Consider the following 14804-nt stretch of genomic DNA (forward strand, 5'->3'; position numbering starts at 1 on the left):
CTCTTTTTCGTTTAGAGTTACTTTTTCGAGCAACCAATAGATTTATGTTCTCTGCCTCTTTAAGCATATCTTCAATCTTATAATTGGTATATCCGGAATCAGCATAAATTTTACTTCCTTCAGGTAGATAAAAAGGCATTTGTTTTAAGGCTTCTGAATCATGTTTACTCCCTGGCAGAAAGGTGTACTCAACTGGGATACCGTCAGTTGTTACCAAAACATGTACATTAAATCCATAAAAATACCTACGCATAGTTGCTTTCCTTCCCCGATAGATTTCACCTTGAATGAGTTTTGAACTGGAAATCCGCATATTATCACATGTATGGATTGGAAAACTATCAATTATGTATTCAGATGATATATTTACCTTCTTTATCATTTCAGAGAGTTGGAAAAACAAATCGACTATTAATTCTCTGATTAAATGCAATCGCCTATTAAACCGGCTTTTGGAAAGCATTTTGGGAATCAGTCCTGTAGACTTCATAAAGCAAATGGCTTTTTCTTGGTTTCCTCCAAAATACAGTGCTGATATCAAGGCTGTTGTGATAATCTCAGAATCAATTACTCGCCTGTTTTTGGGTTCTTTATGCTCAATTTCTATTAGTAAATCATCAATTATTGTGTATATTGCTGTCGATTTTTTAATCATATCCTCCAGATTAATTTGTTTCACAGCAACAATTTGGGGGATTTTTTTGTAAAAACATATACTTAACTGATTATCAGGTGTGTTTTGTTAATAAATTTCTTTTTCTTGTTAACATCACAACATCTTCACAATTCCATAAACATTTTAAATCAGCAAGATAAGTAGCAACTTGAGTTAATTAGGATTCAATTTGAATATAGGAGCTTTAGTTTTTTTATATTTACACAAGATTGATGGTTGCTAACCAAGAATGATTATTTGAGTCAATAATATTAAGCATAAACCATTAAAATAATGAAAGTTCATTTTTATTTGATAAATATTAGGCTTGGATAAAGACCGTTTATATCTACTCATGGTACTTTAAAAATCGCTGTGTGAAGTTCAAAAACTGATTAGTAAAAAACATAAAACATGTTCAAAAAAGAAACATATATAAATCGCCGCCAGCAACTGGCAAGAGATGTAGATAAAGGCATCCTACTGTTCATTGGAAATAGCGAAAGCCCCATGAATTATCCCGACAATACCTATCGCTATCGACAAGATTCAAGTTTCAATTATTTCTTTGGCTTGATACACCCAGACTTAGCTGCCATAATCGATGTGGAATCAGGAGAAGAAGTCATTTATGGGGATGATTATACCATTGATCATATCGTTTGGATGGGAAATCAGCCTAGCATCAAAGAAAGAGCATCAAGCTGTGGAATAAACAAAACAGCCAACACAGCTCAATTGGTTCAAGACCTTCAAAAAGCACAAACTGCCAGAAGACCCATTCATTTCTTGCCATTATATAGAGGAGACAGTAAAATTAAGCTATTTGAGTATTTGGGCATTAAGCCTTCCGAAATACCAGAAAAGCACAGTCTCGAATTCGTAAAAGCAGTGATCAAACAAAGAAACTATAAATCAGCGGAGGAGGTCGCTGAGATAGATAAGGCCTGTGATATAACTGTGGATATGCATTTGGCCGCCATGCGCTCTACTCATCCTGGTATCTTAGAAGCACAAGTAGCAGCAGAAGTAGAAAAGATAGCTTTAGCTCATGACGGTTGTGTGAGTTTCCCTGTGATTGCCACCATCAACGGACAAACATTACACAATCACTATCATGGAAATACCATTCAAGATGGGCAGATGTTTCTTTTAGATGCTGGTGCCGAAACAGCCTCTGGATATGCTGGAGATATGTCCAGTACTTTTCCGGTTGGGAAAACATTTACTACTCGCCAAAAAGAGATTTACCAGGTGGCACTCAATGCTCACGAAGCCGCAATTGCCATGCTAAAACCAGGTATTCCATTTAAAGAAGTATATTACGAATCGGCCAGAGAGGTATTAAGAGGAATGAAAGATTTGGGCTTTGTAAAAGGCGATGTTCATGAAGCCGCTGCTGCTGGTGCTCATGCCATGTTCTTTCCTTGCGGATTAGGCCATATGATGGGAATGGATGTGCACGATATGGAAGATCTAGGCGAGCAATATGTGGGTTATGATAATGAAGAGAAAAGCACACAGTTTGGGCCTAAGTCACTTCGTTTGGGTCGTAAATTAGAACCCGGATTCGTTCTAACCATTGAGCCTGGCATCTATTTTATTCCACAACTCATCGATTTATGGAAAAAGGAAAGAAGATTCGAGGAATTCTTGAATTATGACAAAATAAACGAATATCGCGACTTTGGTGGATGTAGAAACGAAGAAGATTTCTTGATTACCGAAGATGCTTATCAGCTATTGGGAAAACCATTACCAAAGACCATTAAGGATGTAGAGAGTGAACGCTTAAAAGCTTTTTAATATTCAACCCAAAAGGTAACAAAGGACAACACTAGGGTATAAAAGGATTTTACTTATTTACCTTCGTGTTGTACATTAGGTCCTTAGTGGTAAAAACAAAATAAACAATGCGAATCATTTCTGCCGAAATCATCGAAAAATCCATTCCACCTTCTCTATGGATAAACACCATGGAGGAGGCTTTATTAGCTAATGAAAAAGAAGACTATGTCACACCAAATCGTATGCATGTAATGGTTCAAGAGAATACACTTCTACTTATGCCATCTGTTGGTCCTAAAAACTATGCCACCAAATTAGTCTCAGTTTTTCCCGGAAATAAAAACCTCAAGAAAGCGTTAATACAAGGCATAGTGATTTTAAATGACGGAGAAACTGGAGAAGGTTTAGCATTATTGAATGGAAGCCAATTAACGGCCATGAGAACCTCTGCTATTGCAGCTATTGGACTTAGATATTTAAGCCCTGAAAACACCAATAGCCTAGGAATTGTCGGAGGAGGATTTCAAGGAAAACATCTAGCTTGGTTTGCTTCCGAAGAAAGACCCATTGAAAAGATTTATTTAATGGATTATTCTGAGGAGGTCATAACCGACTTTATCATTTTTATTAAAAACAAAAAGCCTGGAATAGAAGTAGTGGTTTGTAAGGATGCACAAGAATTATTAAGCAAAACGAGTTTGGTGTTCACAGCCACAAGTTCTAGTCAACCTGTTTTACCAAACCATGCAGAATTGCTTAAAAACAAATGCATAATAGGTGTGGGCTCCTATAAACCAGAGATGCGAGAATTTCCCGAGGCACTCTATCCTCTCGTCAACGAAATTTGGATTGATGCAGAACACGGTAAACAAGAAACTGGTGATTTAATATATCCACAAGAACAAGCTTTAATAGACTCCTCAAAAATCAGGACGATTAGCAAATTGATAGGAAAATGCAAACTCACAAAAGGAACCAGAATCTACAAAACTGTAGGACTAGCTACCTTCGATCTTTTTGCTGCTCAAATGGTCTACGATTATTGTAAAAAAGAAAATTTAGGAGTTGAAGTTGAATTATAAAGCTCTTTGCGACTCTGCGCCTTTGCGTGAAAAAAAATGAAAATGAAAAATCTAAAAAACTGGAAATACCAGCCACCCAAAAACTGGCTCAACATCAAAACCATAGACCTTCACACTGGCGGAGAACCCCTGCGAGTACTCTATGATGGAATCCCAGAACTCAAAGGAAATAGCATCCTCGAAAAAAGAAGATATTTCAAAGAAAACTGGGACCATATTCGTACAGGTACCATGTTTGAGCCTCGAGGTCATGCCGACATGTATGGTGCTTTTATCACAGAACCCATCACTGAGCATGCCGACTTTGGAACTTTCTTCATCCATAACGAAGGTTATTCTACCATGTGTGGCCATGCTATTATAGCTCTTACCAAACTGGTGTTCGATACCGAATTGATAGAAAAAGAAGGCAACGAACCAGAGCTTATCATCGATGCTCCTCCAGGATTAATCCGCTCCAAAGCCTTTAGAAAAAACGGGAAAGTTGAAAAGGTTTCCTTCTTGAATGTTCCATCTTTTCTATTGCTCAGAGATAAAGAAGTTCAGGTAGAAGGTATAGGAAAAGTCAAATTCGATGTGGCCTATGGAGGTGCTTTTTACGCCTTTGTAGATGCTGACGAATTGGGCATCGGAATGTTGGAAGAAAATTATAATCAACTCATAGATTGGGGCCGGAAAATAAAACATGCCGTCATGAAAAACTTCGACATTAAGCACCCTTTCGAGGAAGATTTGAGTTTTCTCTATGGAACTATCTTTACCGGAAAAGCTCAGAAGCCAGTTCATCACAGTAGGAATATTTGCATTTTTGCAGATGGAGAAGTCGATCGATCTTCTACAGGCTCAGGAGTAAGTGCAAGAGCAGCGCTACACCATGCCAAAGGAGAATTAGAGGAGGGTCAAAAAATCACCATCGAGAGTATTCTAGGAACTACCATGGATGTGGAAATAAAAGAGTTAACAAGCTATGGCCCATATAAAGCTGTGGTACCAGAAGTTAGCGGAACTGCTCATATTACAGGTCAACATGAGTTTTACTTTGACCCTGAGGATCCTTTACGCGAGGGTTTTATCTTTCGGTAGTTTTATATCATACCAAGCCGCTAGGACTCATAGGATTTAGAATTATTATTAGTAATTAAGCCACAATGCATTAAACATTAGCAATTTGATGACAGAAAATGAAGTGGCAAAAATAATCGTTAATACATGTTTTCAAATCCACAAATGACCGAAATTATTCCCACAAGAAGGATATCGGATATAATGTGAAGTTGGTTTATATGGCTCCTAGGATCGTCTATAGTACCGAAAATGCTTAATAGATTCTTAGTCGTCTTCACAATTATTATTTGTATGATTATCAGTACAATATAACATTTTTATCTGATTCGGTTAAGTTATATATTATTTATTTTTGCACATTTTTATCAAAAAAAGTGTGCGTTTGCCCTGTGGGGACCAAGCTTCTTATGTAAGGAGGATTCAAAATTCTTTTTAACTTTACAGGATAAAATCCAATATTATGGCGTCATCACTAGCTCATAACAGTATTTTGCATCATGTGACGGGCAATTCTGTTTATATTAACGATATTCCACTTCCAGAAGGAAGTCTCCATGCATTTCCTTTTTATTCTAGTATTTCTCACGGTAGAATTGTGAGTATCAATTGCCATGAAGCGAGAAAGCAAAAAGGCGTGCACAGCATCATGAATTATACAGAAATCCCCGGTGTGAATCAGATGGGGCCTGTGGTTCATGATGAAGTTTGTTTGGCTGAAGATCACGTTGAATTTGTTGGACAAGTGATTGCTTTAATTGCTGCAGAAAGTCGTGAGATTGCAATAAAAGCTTCAAAGCTGATTGATATTGAATATGAAGAATTGGGATCGGTGGTATTGGTAAAAAGAGCCATAGAAAAGGGAGTGATGCTAAAACCCGCCCGTAAAATGGAAACCGGAAACATTGAGGAGGGTTTGAAAAAATCAACAATGCAATTAGAAGGAGAGTTTTATAGTAATGGTCAGGAGCATTGGTATTTAGAAACTCAGACAGCACTTTGTATTCCACTGGAAGGCAAGGAAATGAAAGTATATGCTAGTACTCAACATCCTTCAGAAACTCAGGCTATTGTTGCGGAGGTTTTGGGTATTCCAAGGCATTTGATAGAGGTGGAAGTGAAAAGAATGGGTGGTGCTTTTGGAGGCAAAGAGACTCAAGCCAATCATATTGCGGCTTGGACAGCGCTCTTGGCTCGTAAAACGGGCAAGCCTGTAAAGATGCACCTCGATAGGGATACCGACCAGATTATTACGGGCAAGCGACATGCTTTTTATTCAGAATATAAAGTAGGTTTTGATGAGGACGGCATGCTTCACGCTTTGGATGTGAAACTGCATTCTAATGGTGGTGCTGCTTTGGATTTGAGTATGGCGATTATGGAAAGAGCTTTATTTCATATGGACAATGCTTATTATATCCCCAACTTGAAAGTGCTTGGTCATGCTTGGAAAACCAATCAACCACCCAATACGGCTTTTAGAGGTTTTGGAGGTCCACAGTCTATTGCATTAATAGAGAATATTATAGATAGAATAGCTAGGCAATTAAAGATAGACTCCTCCGAAATTAGAAGAAGGAATTTCTATAGTTCGGGAGAAAAGAATATTACCCATTACGATCAGAAACTTGGAAAAAATCCTTTGGCTGCCATCTATGAGGAAATCATGGAAACTGCTGAATATGAGAAGAGAAGAGAAGATATAAATATTTTTAATAGTCAGAACAAGTGGAAAAAAAGAGGCATGAGTTTGGTTCCTGTAAAATTTGGAATTTCTTTCACTACTTCTTTCTTAAATCAGGCTGGTGCTTTGGTTCATATTTATCAGGATGGTTCGGTGATGGTGAATCATGGTGGCACAGAAATGGGACAAGGCTTACATACAAAGATGCGACGAATTGCTGCTGATACTTTTGGGATTTCTACTGAAAAGGTACTCATAAGTGCCACCAACACTTCTAAGGTCCCAAATACTTCCGCTACTGCAGCTTCCTCTGGTACCGACCTCAATGGTAAGGCAGTAGAAAATGCTTGCCTTACACTAAAGAAAAGACTGGAGGATTCTTTTATGGAGAAATTTGAGCTTCATCATTCGGGTGATATTCGCTTCGAAAAAAATAATATAACGGCAGGTAGAGCTAGAATGAGTTTTGCGGAATTAGTGATGCATTCCTATCTTCAGCAGGTGAGTTTGAGTAGTACAGGTTATTATAGAACTCCAGATATTAAGTTTGATAGAGAAAAGGGAAAAGGGACTCCATTTTACTATTTTGCTTATGGCATGTCCATCTCCGAAGTGGAGTTAGATGTGTTCACTGGAAAGCATGAGTTGCTCCGTACGGATATACTTCATGATGTGGGAGAATCCATCAATCCATTAATCGACAAAGGGCAAATTGAAGGTGCCTTTGTACAAGGTTTGGGTTGGGTGACTACTGAAGAACTACGCTATGATGAAAAAGGGCATTTGCTCACCCATTCTCCTGATACCTATAAGATTCCAACGATGGATGATATTCCTAAGGATTTTAGAGTGGCTTTTACTAAGGATACAGCCAATCCCAATAATATTAAGAGGAGTAAGGCGGTAGGGGAGCCACCCTTTATTCATGGGCTTTCGGTTTGGTTGGCATTGAAAGATGCGATTTCAGCAGTTTATAATCACAAAAAAGAACCCCGATTAGATATTCCGGCTACTCATGAGGCTATTGTTTTATGTTTGGATGGGATGAAGAGATAGAGAGATTCTAGTGTTTGTCATATCTTATTTGGATACCACAAAGCCACACCTTAAAGGTCAGAAAACACAACTATTCTTCTTTTTAATACCTTACTAAAATTGATTACTTTTGCCACCTTTTATGGAAGAATATCAAATACATCGCTTTTCAAATGGACTAAAACTAGTTCATCAGCAGATTAGTCAAGATCAGACTGTTGCTCATTTAGGCCTCATTATAAATACAGGTTCTAGAGACGAGCTGAAAAAAGAAAATGGCTTGGCTCATTTTATTGAGCATGTTATTTTTAAAGGCACTAAGAAACGTAAAGCCTATCATGTTCTAAGTCGTTTGGAGGATGTTGGAGCTGAGCTTACTGCCTATACCTCTAAAGAAGAGACCGTATTACAAGCCGCCTTCCTTTATCAGCATTACGAGCGTAGCTTAGAATTAATGGCAGATATCATTATCAATTCTACTTTTCCACAAAAAGAGCTTGACAAAGAGAAAGAAGTAGTGATAGATGAGATCAACTCCTATAAAGATACACCTTCAGAGCAAATATTTGATGACTTCGACTGGCTCTTATTTCCGAACCATCCTCTAGGAAATAATATTTTAGGTACTAAAGCCAAAGTCAGAAAGTATACTCAAGAAAATGTACTTCAATTTGTAAAGAAGCATTATAGAGCCAGCGATATGGTTATCTCCTCAGTAGGTAATGTTGAAATGGATAAACTCGTCAAGCTTATCGAGAAACATTTTGCAGATTTACCTAATGGAGGAAATACTAAGCATAGAAAAGCACCAGAAGCCTATGAGGCCGTTGAAATTAATAAGAAAAGAAGAGTTTATCAAGCACACTGCATGATAGGTACTCGTGCCTATTCCATACAGGATGAAAAAAGAATCGCCTTTAGCCTCCTCAATAATTATCTTGGCGGCCCAGGTCTCAACAGTCGTCTAAACTTAGGTATTAGAGAGAAATATGGTTTTACTTATAATTTGGAATCTAATTTCACAGCATTAACCGATACGGGGCATTTTTCCATTTACCTAGGTACTGATGAATTATATTTGGATAAAACCATAGAATTAGTGCACAAAGAATTGAGGATGCTAAGAGACACCAAACTCGGTCCACAGCAATTAAAAAAGGCGAAACAACAACTGATTGGCCAAATTGCCATTTCAGAAGAAAGCAATGCCAACAAAATGCTAGGAAACGGTAGAAGCCTTTTAAGCTTTGATAAAGTGAGTAATTTAAATGCCATCAATAAGAAAATAGACGCACTCACTTCAGATATGATTATTGAAGTAGCCAATGAGATATTCGAACCCAAGCAATTGAGCATGTTAATATATCAATAAAATGAACTTATTACCGGATTCCATAGAAAATTATATCAATGATCATTCTAGCCAAGAAGATCAATTATTATACGAATTATATAGAGAAACCAACCTGAAAACCACCCATCCTCGCATGCTATCGGGATCGGTACAGGGACAATTTCTGCAAATGCTGGCTAATTTAATTCATGCAGAAAGTATACTCGAGATTGGTACTTTTACTGGATATTCTGCAATCTGCTTAGCTAGAGGAATGAAAGCTGAAGGTAAACTTCATACCATCGATATAAAAGAAGAGTTTTCCGACATAGCCAATAAGTATATAAAGAGAGCTGGTTTTGAAAACAAAATCACGCAACATATTGGTGATGCCCTGGATATTATCCCGCAAATTAATGAGGAATTCGACCTCATATTTATAGATGCCGATAAGTTGAATTACCCCAAATACTTCGAATTGGTAGCTGAAAAAATGAGTACAGGAGGCCTACTAATTGTAGACAATGTATTATGGTCGGGAAAAGTGGTTAAAAAATTAAAGACTGCAGATAAAGATACTAGAGGTGTTTTAGAATTCAATAAGAAGATTCAGGAGGATGGTAGATTTGAGAATACGCTTATCCCATTGAGAGATGGACTGATGTTGGCTCGCAAAAAATAATCCCTAAATTTGCCAAGCAAGATTTCAGAATATTATAGCTATTAAAACCCAGAATATGTCGAAATTATATATTATACCTACACCCATTGGAAACTTAGAAGACATGACCTTTAGGGCCATCAGAATTCTACAGGAAGTGGATTTAATTTTGGCAGAAGATACCAGAACTTCTGGCAAGCTATTGAAACATTACGACATAAAAACCCCATCACAGTCGCATCATATACATAATGAACACCGCAGTATTGAGTCTTTAGTTTCTCGTATACAAACCGGAACCACTATGGCCTTAATTAGCGATGCTGGGACGCCCGCCATTTCTGACCCTGGATTTTTATTGGTTAGAGCTTGCGTGCAAAATAATATTGAAGTGGATTGCTTACCAGGAGCTACTGCGCTTATCCCTGCTCTCGTTAACTCAGGCCTTCCCAACGATCGCTTTCACTTCGAAGGATTTCTTCCTCACAAAAAAGGCCGACACACCCGATTACTATTTCTTGCCGAAATGGAAAGTACCATCATCTTATATGAATCTCCGCATCGCTTGATAAAAGCTCTCAAGCAATTTGTTGAATATTTTGGGGAGGATAGACAAATTAGCGTGTCTAGAGAAATCAGCAAACTTCACGAAGAAACAGTAAGAGGAAGTGTAAAAGAAGTAATAGAGGTTTACGAGTCGAGACCTAGTGTGAAGGGTGAGATTGTTATTGTAATTGGAGGAAAAAATTAGGTCTAGCCTTTATTTTTAAAAGAAAAACATCCGCGAATTACCACTGATTAACTTTGTGTTTTTATTTATCAATTTGTTTGCTTCGAAGTATAATGCCATGATTGCTAGTCAGTGATATCTCTATGCCTATAGCATGTAAGAATCCTCAATTACGCCTTTTAATTAGTTACATTCCTACGACAGCCTTGCCAAGTAGACAGAAAGCTTATCGGCCATCCCTTTAAATTCGAGGAATTCGCATTCGGGGTTTCTATCGTTTTAGTAATAAATATTTTCTTTACCTTTGGGTTAAATTTTTCACTTATGTTAAACCATCTATCAGACTATCAGCTCCTCTATTTGGATATAGAGACAGTAAGTGCCTATCCCAGCTATTTTGATATGCCAGAACGCATCAGGCTATTATGGGATAAAAAAGCCAAAACCTTAAATTATAAAGGCGACCAAAAACCCATGGATTTATTCAATCGTTCGGGCATTTATGCCGAATTTGGAAAAATCGTTTGCATTTCGGTGGGCTATGTGGTTAAAAGCAGCCATAGGCTCAGAATTAAAAGTTATTATAGCGATGACGAGTCCAAATTACTGTATGAATTTGGGGAATTACTGAATCAGCATTTCAATTCGCCCAAACATCTTATGGTGGCTCATAATGGCAAAGAATTTGATTTTCCTTATATCGCTAGACGAATGCTCGTCAACGGATTGGAACTCCCCTCACTATTAGACATCGCAGGTAAAAAGCCTTGGGAAATCAGGCATATCGATACCCTTGAACTTTGGAAGTTTGGCGATTATAAGCATTTCACTTCTTTAGATTTATTGACTGCTATTTTCGACATACCCTCCCCTAAAGCCGATATTAATGGCAGCCAAGTGAATGAGGTTTACTGGAAAGAAAATGATTTAAAGCGCATTGCAGAATATTGCCAAAATGATGTTCTTGCTATCGTTCAGTTACTCAACCGATATCGAGGGCAGAATTTGTTTTTAGAGGAGAATATTGAGTTTGTAGCTTTGGAGGAGATAGAATAACTTGTTTTATTTGAGTATGCTAAGATTGAAAATATTACCTTAATGAATAACAAACTTCATCAGATGATAATTCTATGTAAAACCTATGATTTATGATAAATATTAATAGTTTTTTAGGGGCTGTTTATTATTTTAAGATATCGAATGATTAGTATTTCATGCTAAATTAATTAAGCAATACTGAAAACCTCATGGTATACAATGAGGCCTTAGCTAGGTGATTTTAGTAAAGATAAAACACACAAGGCTTAGCAGTGAAAAAACGATATTTTTGTGCTACAGATGAATAAATCATCTGCTGTTAAAAACACAATATATCATGAAAAACAACTTAGCAATTCTACTACTGATGTTAGCACAACTAACATTTGCTCAAGATATCACGACCTTCCCCTATACCACTTCATTCGAAGAAATAGAGCAGGGTGGAGTGGAAGAATATCCTGAAGGATGGACTTCAGAAGATTTAAACATAAATCCATTTACCAATCAGGCTTGGCGCAGCATAAAAAATTCAAGTACTAGCGAAAATGCACATACTGGCGAAACTGCAATTCATATGTTGAGCCATTTTTCGGAAACCAATAACGATTGGCTTTATACGCCAAGTATAGAAATGGAAGCAGGCGAAGTTTATACCCTTAAGTTCTGGTATACCGCAAAAATACTTCAAGGTTCTATAGAAAAAATAAAAGTACATATAGCTGGAGAAAACAATGCGCTAGCCATGTTAGAAAATACAGAGCTTTGGATTGATGATAACGTAGATGAGGATTTATGGAAACAGGCAGAAATCAATTATATAGCAGCAGAAACAGGAATGTTTTATTTTGGCTTTCATTATTTTAGCGATGAATTGAGTTTTGTATTTATTATTGATGATGTTGAAATTGATGGACCTACTATTTCTGGCATCCAAACTCAAGAAGAGCTCAAGTTCCAAGTTTTAGGGAATCCTGCTCAGTCTGAAATTAAAATAGCGGTACAAGCAAAGCAAAACATTGTTGCCCATTTATATAGCATAGATGGGAGCTTGATAAGAACTCAAAAGATAGCCAAAGGAAGCACAGAACTTCATATGAATATTTCTGATATCCCACAAGGGACTTATTTTTTGAATATACTAGGCAATAAGCGTTCAAAAGTGGAAAAAATAATAATTTCAAGATAATACGGTTACCTAATTAAATAGGGACTCTTAGTAATCAATAGGTATTACCAAGGGTCTTTTTATAGGTATTAATGCTATAAGGTTGATCAAATTAAGACCCTTGCATATCTTAATATGTTATTACATGCAATATTTCACCAAGATTCTTGTTAGTTATGGGAAGCTTAATATCTTTGCCTCTAATTGAAAAACCTAAATGATCAGAATTCGAAATATTATCATTATCATAGTCATTCTTATGTTTTTAGGAGCTTGTGCCTCTAGTCCTAAGGGAATGCGAAAAAAAAGAAAGAAAAAGAATTGCGATTGCCCTTCCTTTGGACATTTGAGTTTTCCTGCTCAACAAACGTATTATTTGCAAGCCTAAGTATTCTATGTTAGCGCAGAAACATCGAGAAATATTGGCCAAACACTTGCCAGAAAATGCTTTGGGATTATTTATGAATTATATCAATGAACATCCCATTAATCTAAAAATTACCAATGCTCGATCTACCAAACTGGGAGACTTCAAAGCTCCATTTCATGGTCATCCAGCTAGAATTTCTGTTAATGGTGATTTAAACCCCTATTCTTTTTTAATCACCTTAATTCATGAGTTAGCGCATTGGGTGATCTGGGAAAAACATAAAAACTTCCGAATTATTAAACCACATGGAAACGAATGGAAAACAGAATATAAAGCTTTGATGGAGCCTTATCTAACTAATTATATTTTTCCTGAACCTTTATTTTCCGTTTATAGAAAACATATGCTCAACCCCAAAGCTAGTTCTAGTTCCGATATTCATTTAATGAAAGAGCTGAAAAAACTAGATCTCAGAGCAAGCCAACCCATTTTAGCTGACCTAAATCTAGGTGATGACTTTCAGTTTAGAGGAGCTCATTTTCAAATTTTGAAGAAAAACAGAACCCGATTTCTTTGCCAGGAAAAGAGAAGCAAAAGAAACTTCCTCATTCATGCCATGGCAGAGGTTGTTCCCCAATAAGTCTACATTTGTGTAATCAATTACAAGAAGCTATATTTGCCAAATCAAATTTATTATTTTTTTAAAGGATAAAAGATGAGTACCCCCTATAATTTCGCACTAATTGGAGCTGCTGGCTATATTGCTCCACGACATCTAAAAGCCATCAAAGAAACCAATAACAACTTGGTTGCTGCACTTGATAAATTCGACAGTGTGGGAGTCATGGATAGTTATTTTCCTAATTCCGATTTTTTTACTGAGCCAGAGCGTTTCGACCGTCACCTGGATAAATTGCGACGAATGGACAAAGGAAGAGAAGTGAATTATGTAAGCATCTGTTCTCCTAACTATTTACACGATTCTCATATTCGTTTGGCTTTACGAAATGATGCACATGCCATTTGTGAAAAACCTATAGTTCTGAATCCGTGGAATGTGGACGCCTTGCAAACATTAGAAAATGAAACAGGGAAAAATATTTATACCATCCTCCAATTACGTCTTCATCCGTCAATTATAGCCTTGAAGAAACAAGTTGAAGAGGGGCCAAAAGACAAAATCTATGATATAGATCTCAGTTATATCACATCTCGTGGTCGCTGGTATCATATCAGTTGGAAAGGAGATATTGAAAAGTCAGGAGGAGTAGCTACCAATATTGGTGTCCATTTCTTCGATATGCTGAGTTGGGTTTTTGGTGATGTGAAAGAAAATATGGTTCACTGCCTTGAAACGGACAAAGCTTCTGGATATCTAGAGTATGAAAAAGCCCGAGTAAGATGGTTTCTAAGTATTGATGAAGCTGATATTCCTGCCGATGTAAGAGCTTCTGGTCAAAGAACATTCAGATCAATCACTATTGAAGGAAAAGAAATAGAATTCAGTGGTGGCTTTACCGATCTCCACACCCTGAGTTATCAGGATATTTTAAATGGTGGAGGTTTCAGACTAGAAGAAGCTAGAAACAGCATCAATACAGTCTTTCATATTAGAAACAGTAAGCCAATGGGTAAACGAGGTGATTATCACCCTTTCCTCAGAGATGCTGGTTGTAAATAAACTTCTATCATGATATCCTATCAATGGTATGCCATTTATACCCGTTCGCGCGGTGAAAAAGTAACCGCAAAGTTATTGAGCGACCAAGGTATTGAAGTATATCTTCCCTTGCAAAGAAAATTACGTCAATGGAGCGATAGAAAAAAGTGGGTAGAAGTTCCTTATATCAATTCCTACGTTTTTGTAAAAGCTAGTGAAAAAGAGTATTATGATATTTTAAATACTCAAGGAGTTGTCCGCTATGTTACCTTTAATGGTAAAGCAGCCTCTATCCCCGATGTGCAAATTGAGGCCATGAAAAGGGTACTGTCTTCTGATACACATGTTACTTTTAGTGGTCATATATTTAGAAAAGGCGAAATGGTTCTTATTGAAAAAGGAGCTTTAATGGGGTACCAAGGCGAAGTCGTTTTGGATAGCGACGGTAAGAAAAAGGTGATGATTAGAATTGGAGAAATTGGTATTTCAATGATGGTACAATTGGAATTAAATGACTTAAAAAAAATAGATTCCTAAA

13 protein-coding genes are annotated in these 14804 nt (G+C 37.0%); 12 read left to right on the top strand and 1 reads right to left on the bottom strand.

The window, feature by feature from the left end:
* Positions 1-655: IS982 family transposase (locus HNS38_RS04725; RefSeq protein WP_172346071.1), on the bottom strand; the 655-nt coding region annotated here is incomplete at its 3' end.
* 414 nt (positions 656-1069) lie between these two features.
* On the opposite strand from HNS38_RS04725, the gene HNS38_RS04730 reads away from it, so the two are divergent.
* From HNS38_RS04730 to HNS38_RS04785, 12 genes are all read left to right on the top strand, one after another.
* The gene (locus HNS38_RS04730) at positions 1070-2461 is read left to right on the top strand and encodes an aminopeptidase P family protein (RefSeq protein WP_172276110.1); all 1392 of its coding nucleotides are present in this window, start codon (positions 1070-1072) and stop codon (positions 2459-2461) included.
* A 107-nt stretch (positions 2462-2568) separates the two neighbouring features.
* The gene (locus tag HNS38_RS04735) at positions 2569-3525 is read left to right on the top strand and encodes an ornithine cyclodeaminase family protein (protein ID WP_172276108.1); all 957 of its coding nucleotides are present in this window, start codon (positions 2569-2571) and stop codon (positions 3523-3525) included.
* A gap of 42 nt (positions 3526-3567) precedes the next feature.
* Complete coding sequence (locus HNS38_RS04740; RefSeq protein ID WP_216663634.1) at positions 3568-4608, top strand: proline racemase family protein; 1041 nt, start codon at positions 3568-3570, stop codon at positions 4606-4608.
* Between the two features lie 442 nt (positions 4609-5050).
* Positions 5051-7327, top strand: a complete 2277-nt coding sequence (xdhB, locus tag HNS38_RS04745) for a xanthine dehydrogenase molybdopterin binding subunit (protein ID WP_172276104.1) — start codon at positions 5051-5053, stop codon at positions 7325-7327.
* Positions 7328-7436: 109 nt separating this feature from the next.
* A complete protein-coding gene (locus HNS38_RS04750) occupies positions 7437-8678 on the top strand; it encodes a pitrilysin family protein (protein WP_253916190.1) in 1242 nt (413 codons plus the stop codon).
* A gap of 1 nt (position 8679) precedes the next feature.
* Complete coding sequence (locus HNS38_RS04755; protein WP_172276102.1) at positions 8680-9321, top strand: O-methyltransferase; 642 nt, start codon at positions 8680-8682, stop codon at positions 9319-9321.
* Between the two features lie 55 nt (positions 9322-9376).
* Positions 9377-10051, top strand: coding sequence for a 16S rRNA (cytidine(1402)-2'-O)-methyltransferase (gene rsmI, locus HNS38_RS04760; protein ID WP_172276100.1), 675 nt, complete (start codon positions 9377-9379; stop codon positions 10049-10051).
* A gap of 303 nt (positions 10052-10354) precedes the next feature.
* A complete protein-coding gene (locus tag HNS38_RS04765) occupies positions 10355-11086 on the top strand; it encodes a 3'-5' exonuclease (protein WP_172346075.1) in 732 nt (243 codons plus the stop codon).
* Between the two features lie 319 nt (positions 11087-11405).
* The gene (locus tag HNS38_RS04770; RefSeq protein WP_172276096.1) at positions 11406-12257 is read left to right on the top strand and encodes a T9SS-dependent choice-of-anchor J family protein; all 852 of its coding nucleotides are present in this window, start codon (positions 11406-11408) and stop codon (positions 12255-12257) included.
* A 374-nt stretch (positions 12258-12631) separates the two neighbouring features.
* On the top strand, positions 12632-13246 hold the full coding sequence (locus tag HNS38_RS04775) for a sprT domain-containing protein (RefSeq protein WP_172346076.1): 615 nt from the start codon (positions 12632-12634) through the stop codon (positions 13244-13246).
* Between the two features lie 75 nt (positions 13247-13321).
* Positions 13322-14287, top strand: coding sequence for a Gfo/Idh/MocA family protein (locus tag HNS38_RS04780; protein WP_172276092.1), 966 nt, complete (start codon positions 13322-13324; stop codon positions 14285-14287).
* Between the two features lie 9 nt (positions 14288-14296).
* A complete protein-coding gene (locus tag HNS38_RS04785; RefSeq protein WP_172276090.1) occupies positions 14297-14803 on the top strand; it encodes a UpxY family transcription antiterminator in 507 nt (168 codons plus the stop codon).
* Position 14804: the final 1 nt, after the last annotated feature.

The sequence above is a fragment of the Lentimicrobium sp. L6 genome (assembly GCF_013166655.1).
Classification (GTDB): domain Bacteria; phylum Bacteroidota; class Bacteroidia; order Bacteroidales; family UBA12170; genus UBA12170.

What these genes read in the sequence shown, in the direction of transcription:
- HNS38_RS04730 (WP_172276110.1), top strand. Translation starts at nt 1,070, where the DNA reads ATGTTCAAAAAAGAAACATATATAAATCGCCGCCAGCAACTGGCAAGA.
- HNS38_RS04775 (WP_172346076.1), top strand. Translation starts at nt 12,632, where the DNA reads ATGTTAGCGCAGAAACATCGAGAAATATTGGCCAAACACTTGCCAGAA.
- HNS38_RS04735 (WP_172276108.1), top strand. Translation starts at nt 2,569, where the DNA reads ATGCGAATCATTTCTGCCGAAATCATCGAAAAATCCATTCCACCTTCT.
- HNS38_RS04765 (WP_172346075.1), top strand. Translation starts at nt 10,355, where the DNA reads ATGTTAAACCATCTATCAGACTATCAGCTCCTCTATTTGGATATAGAG.
- rsmI (WP_172276100.1), top strand. Translation starts at nt 9,377, where the DNA reads ATGTCGAAATTATATATTATACCTACACCCATTGGAAACTTAGAAGAC.
- HNS38_RS04770 (WP_172276096.1), top strand. Translation starts at nt 11,406, where the DNA reads ATGAAAAACAACTTAGCAATTCTACTACTGATGTTAGCACAACTAACA.
- HNS38_RS04740 (WP_216663634.1), top strand. Translation starts at nt 3,568, where the DNA reads ATGAAAAATCTAAAAAACTGGAAATACCAGCCACCCAAAAACTGGCTC.
- HNS38_RS04755 (WP_172276102.1), top strand. Translation starts at nt 8,680, where the DNA reads ATGAACTTATTACCGGATTCCATAGAAAATTATATCAATGATCATTCT.
- HNS38_RS04780 (WP_172276092.1), top strand. Translation starts at nt 13,322, where the DNA reads ATGAGTACCCCCTATAATTTCGCACTAATTGGAGCTGCTGGCTATATT.
- xdhB (WP_172276104.1), top strand. Translation starts at nt 5,051, where the DNA reads ATGGCGTCATCACTAGCTCATAACAGTATTTTGCATCATGTGACGGGC.
- HNS38_RS04785 (WP_172276090.1), top strand. Translation starts at nt 14,297, where the DNA reads ATGATATCCTATCAATGGTATGCCATTTATACCCGTTCGCGCGGTGAA.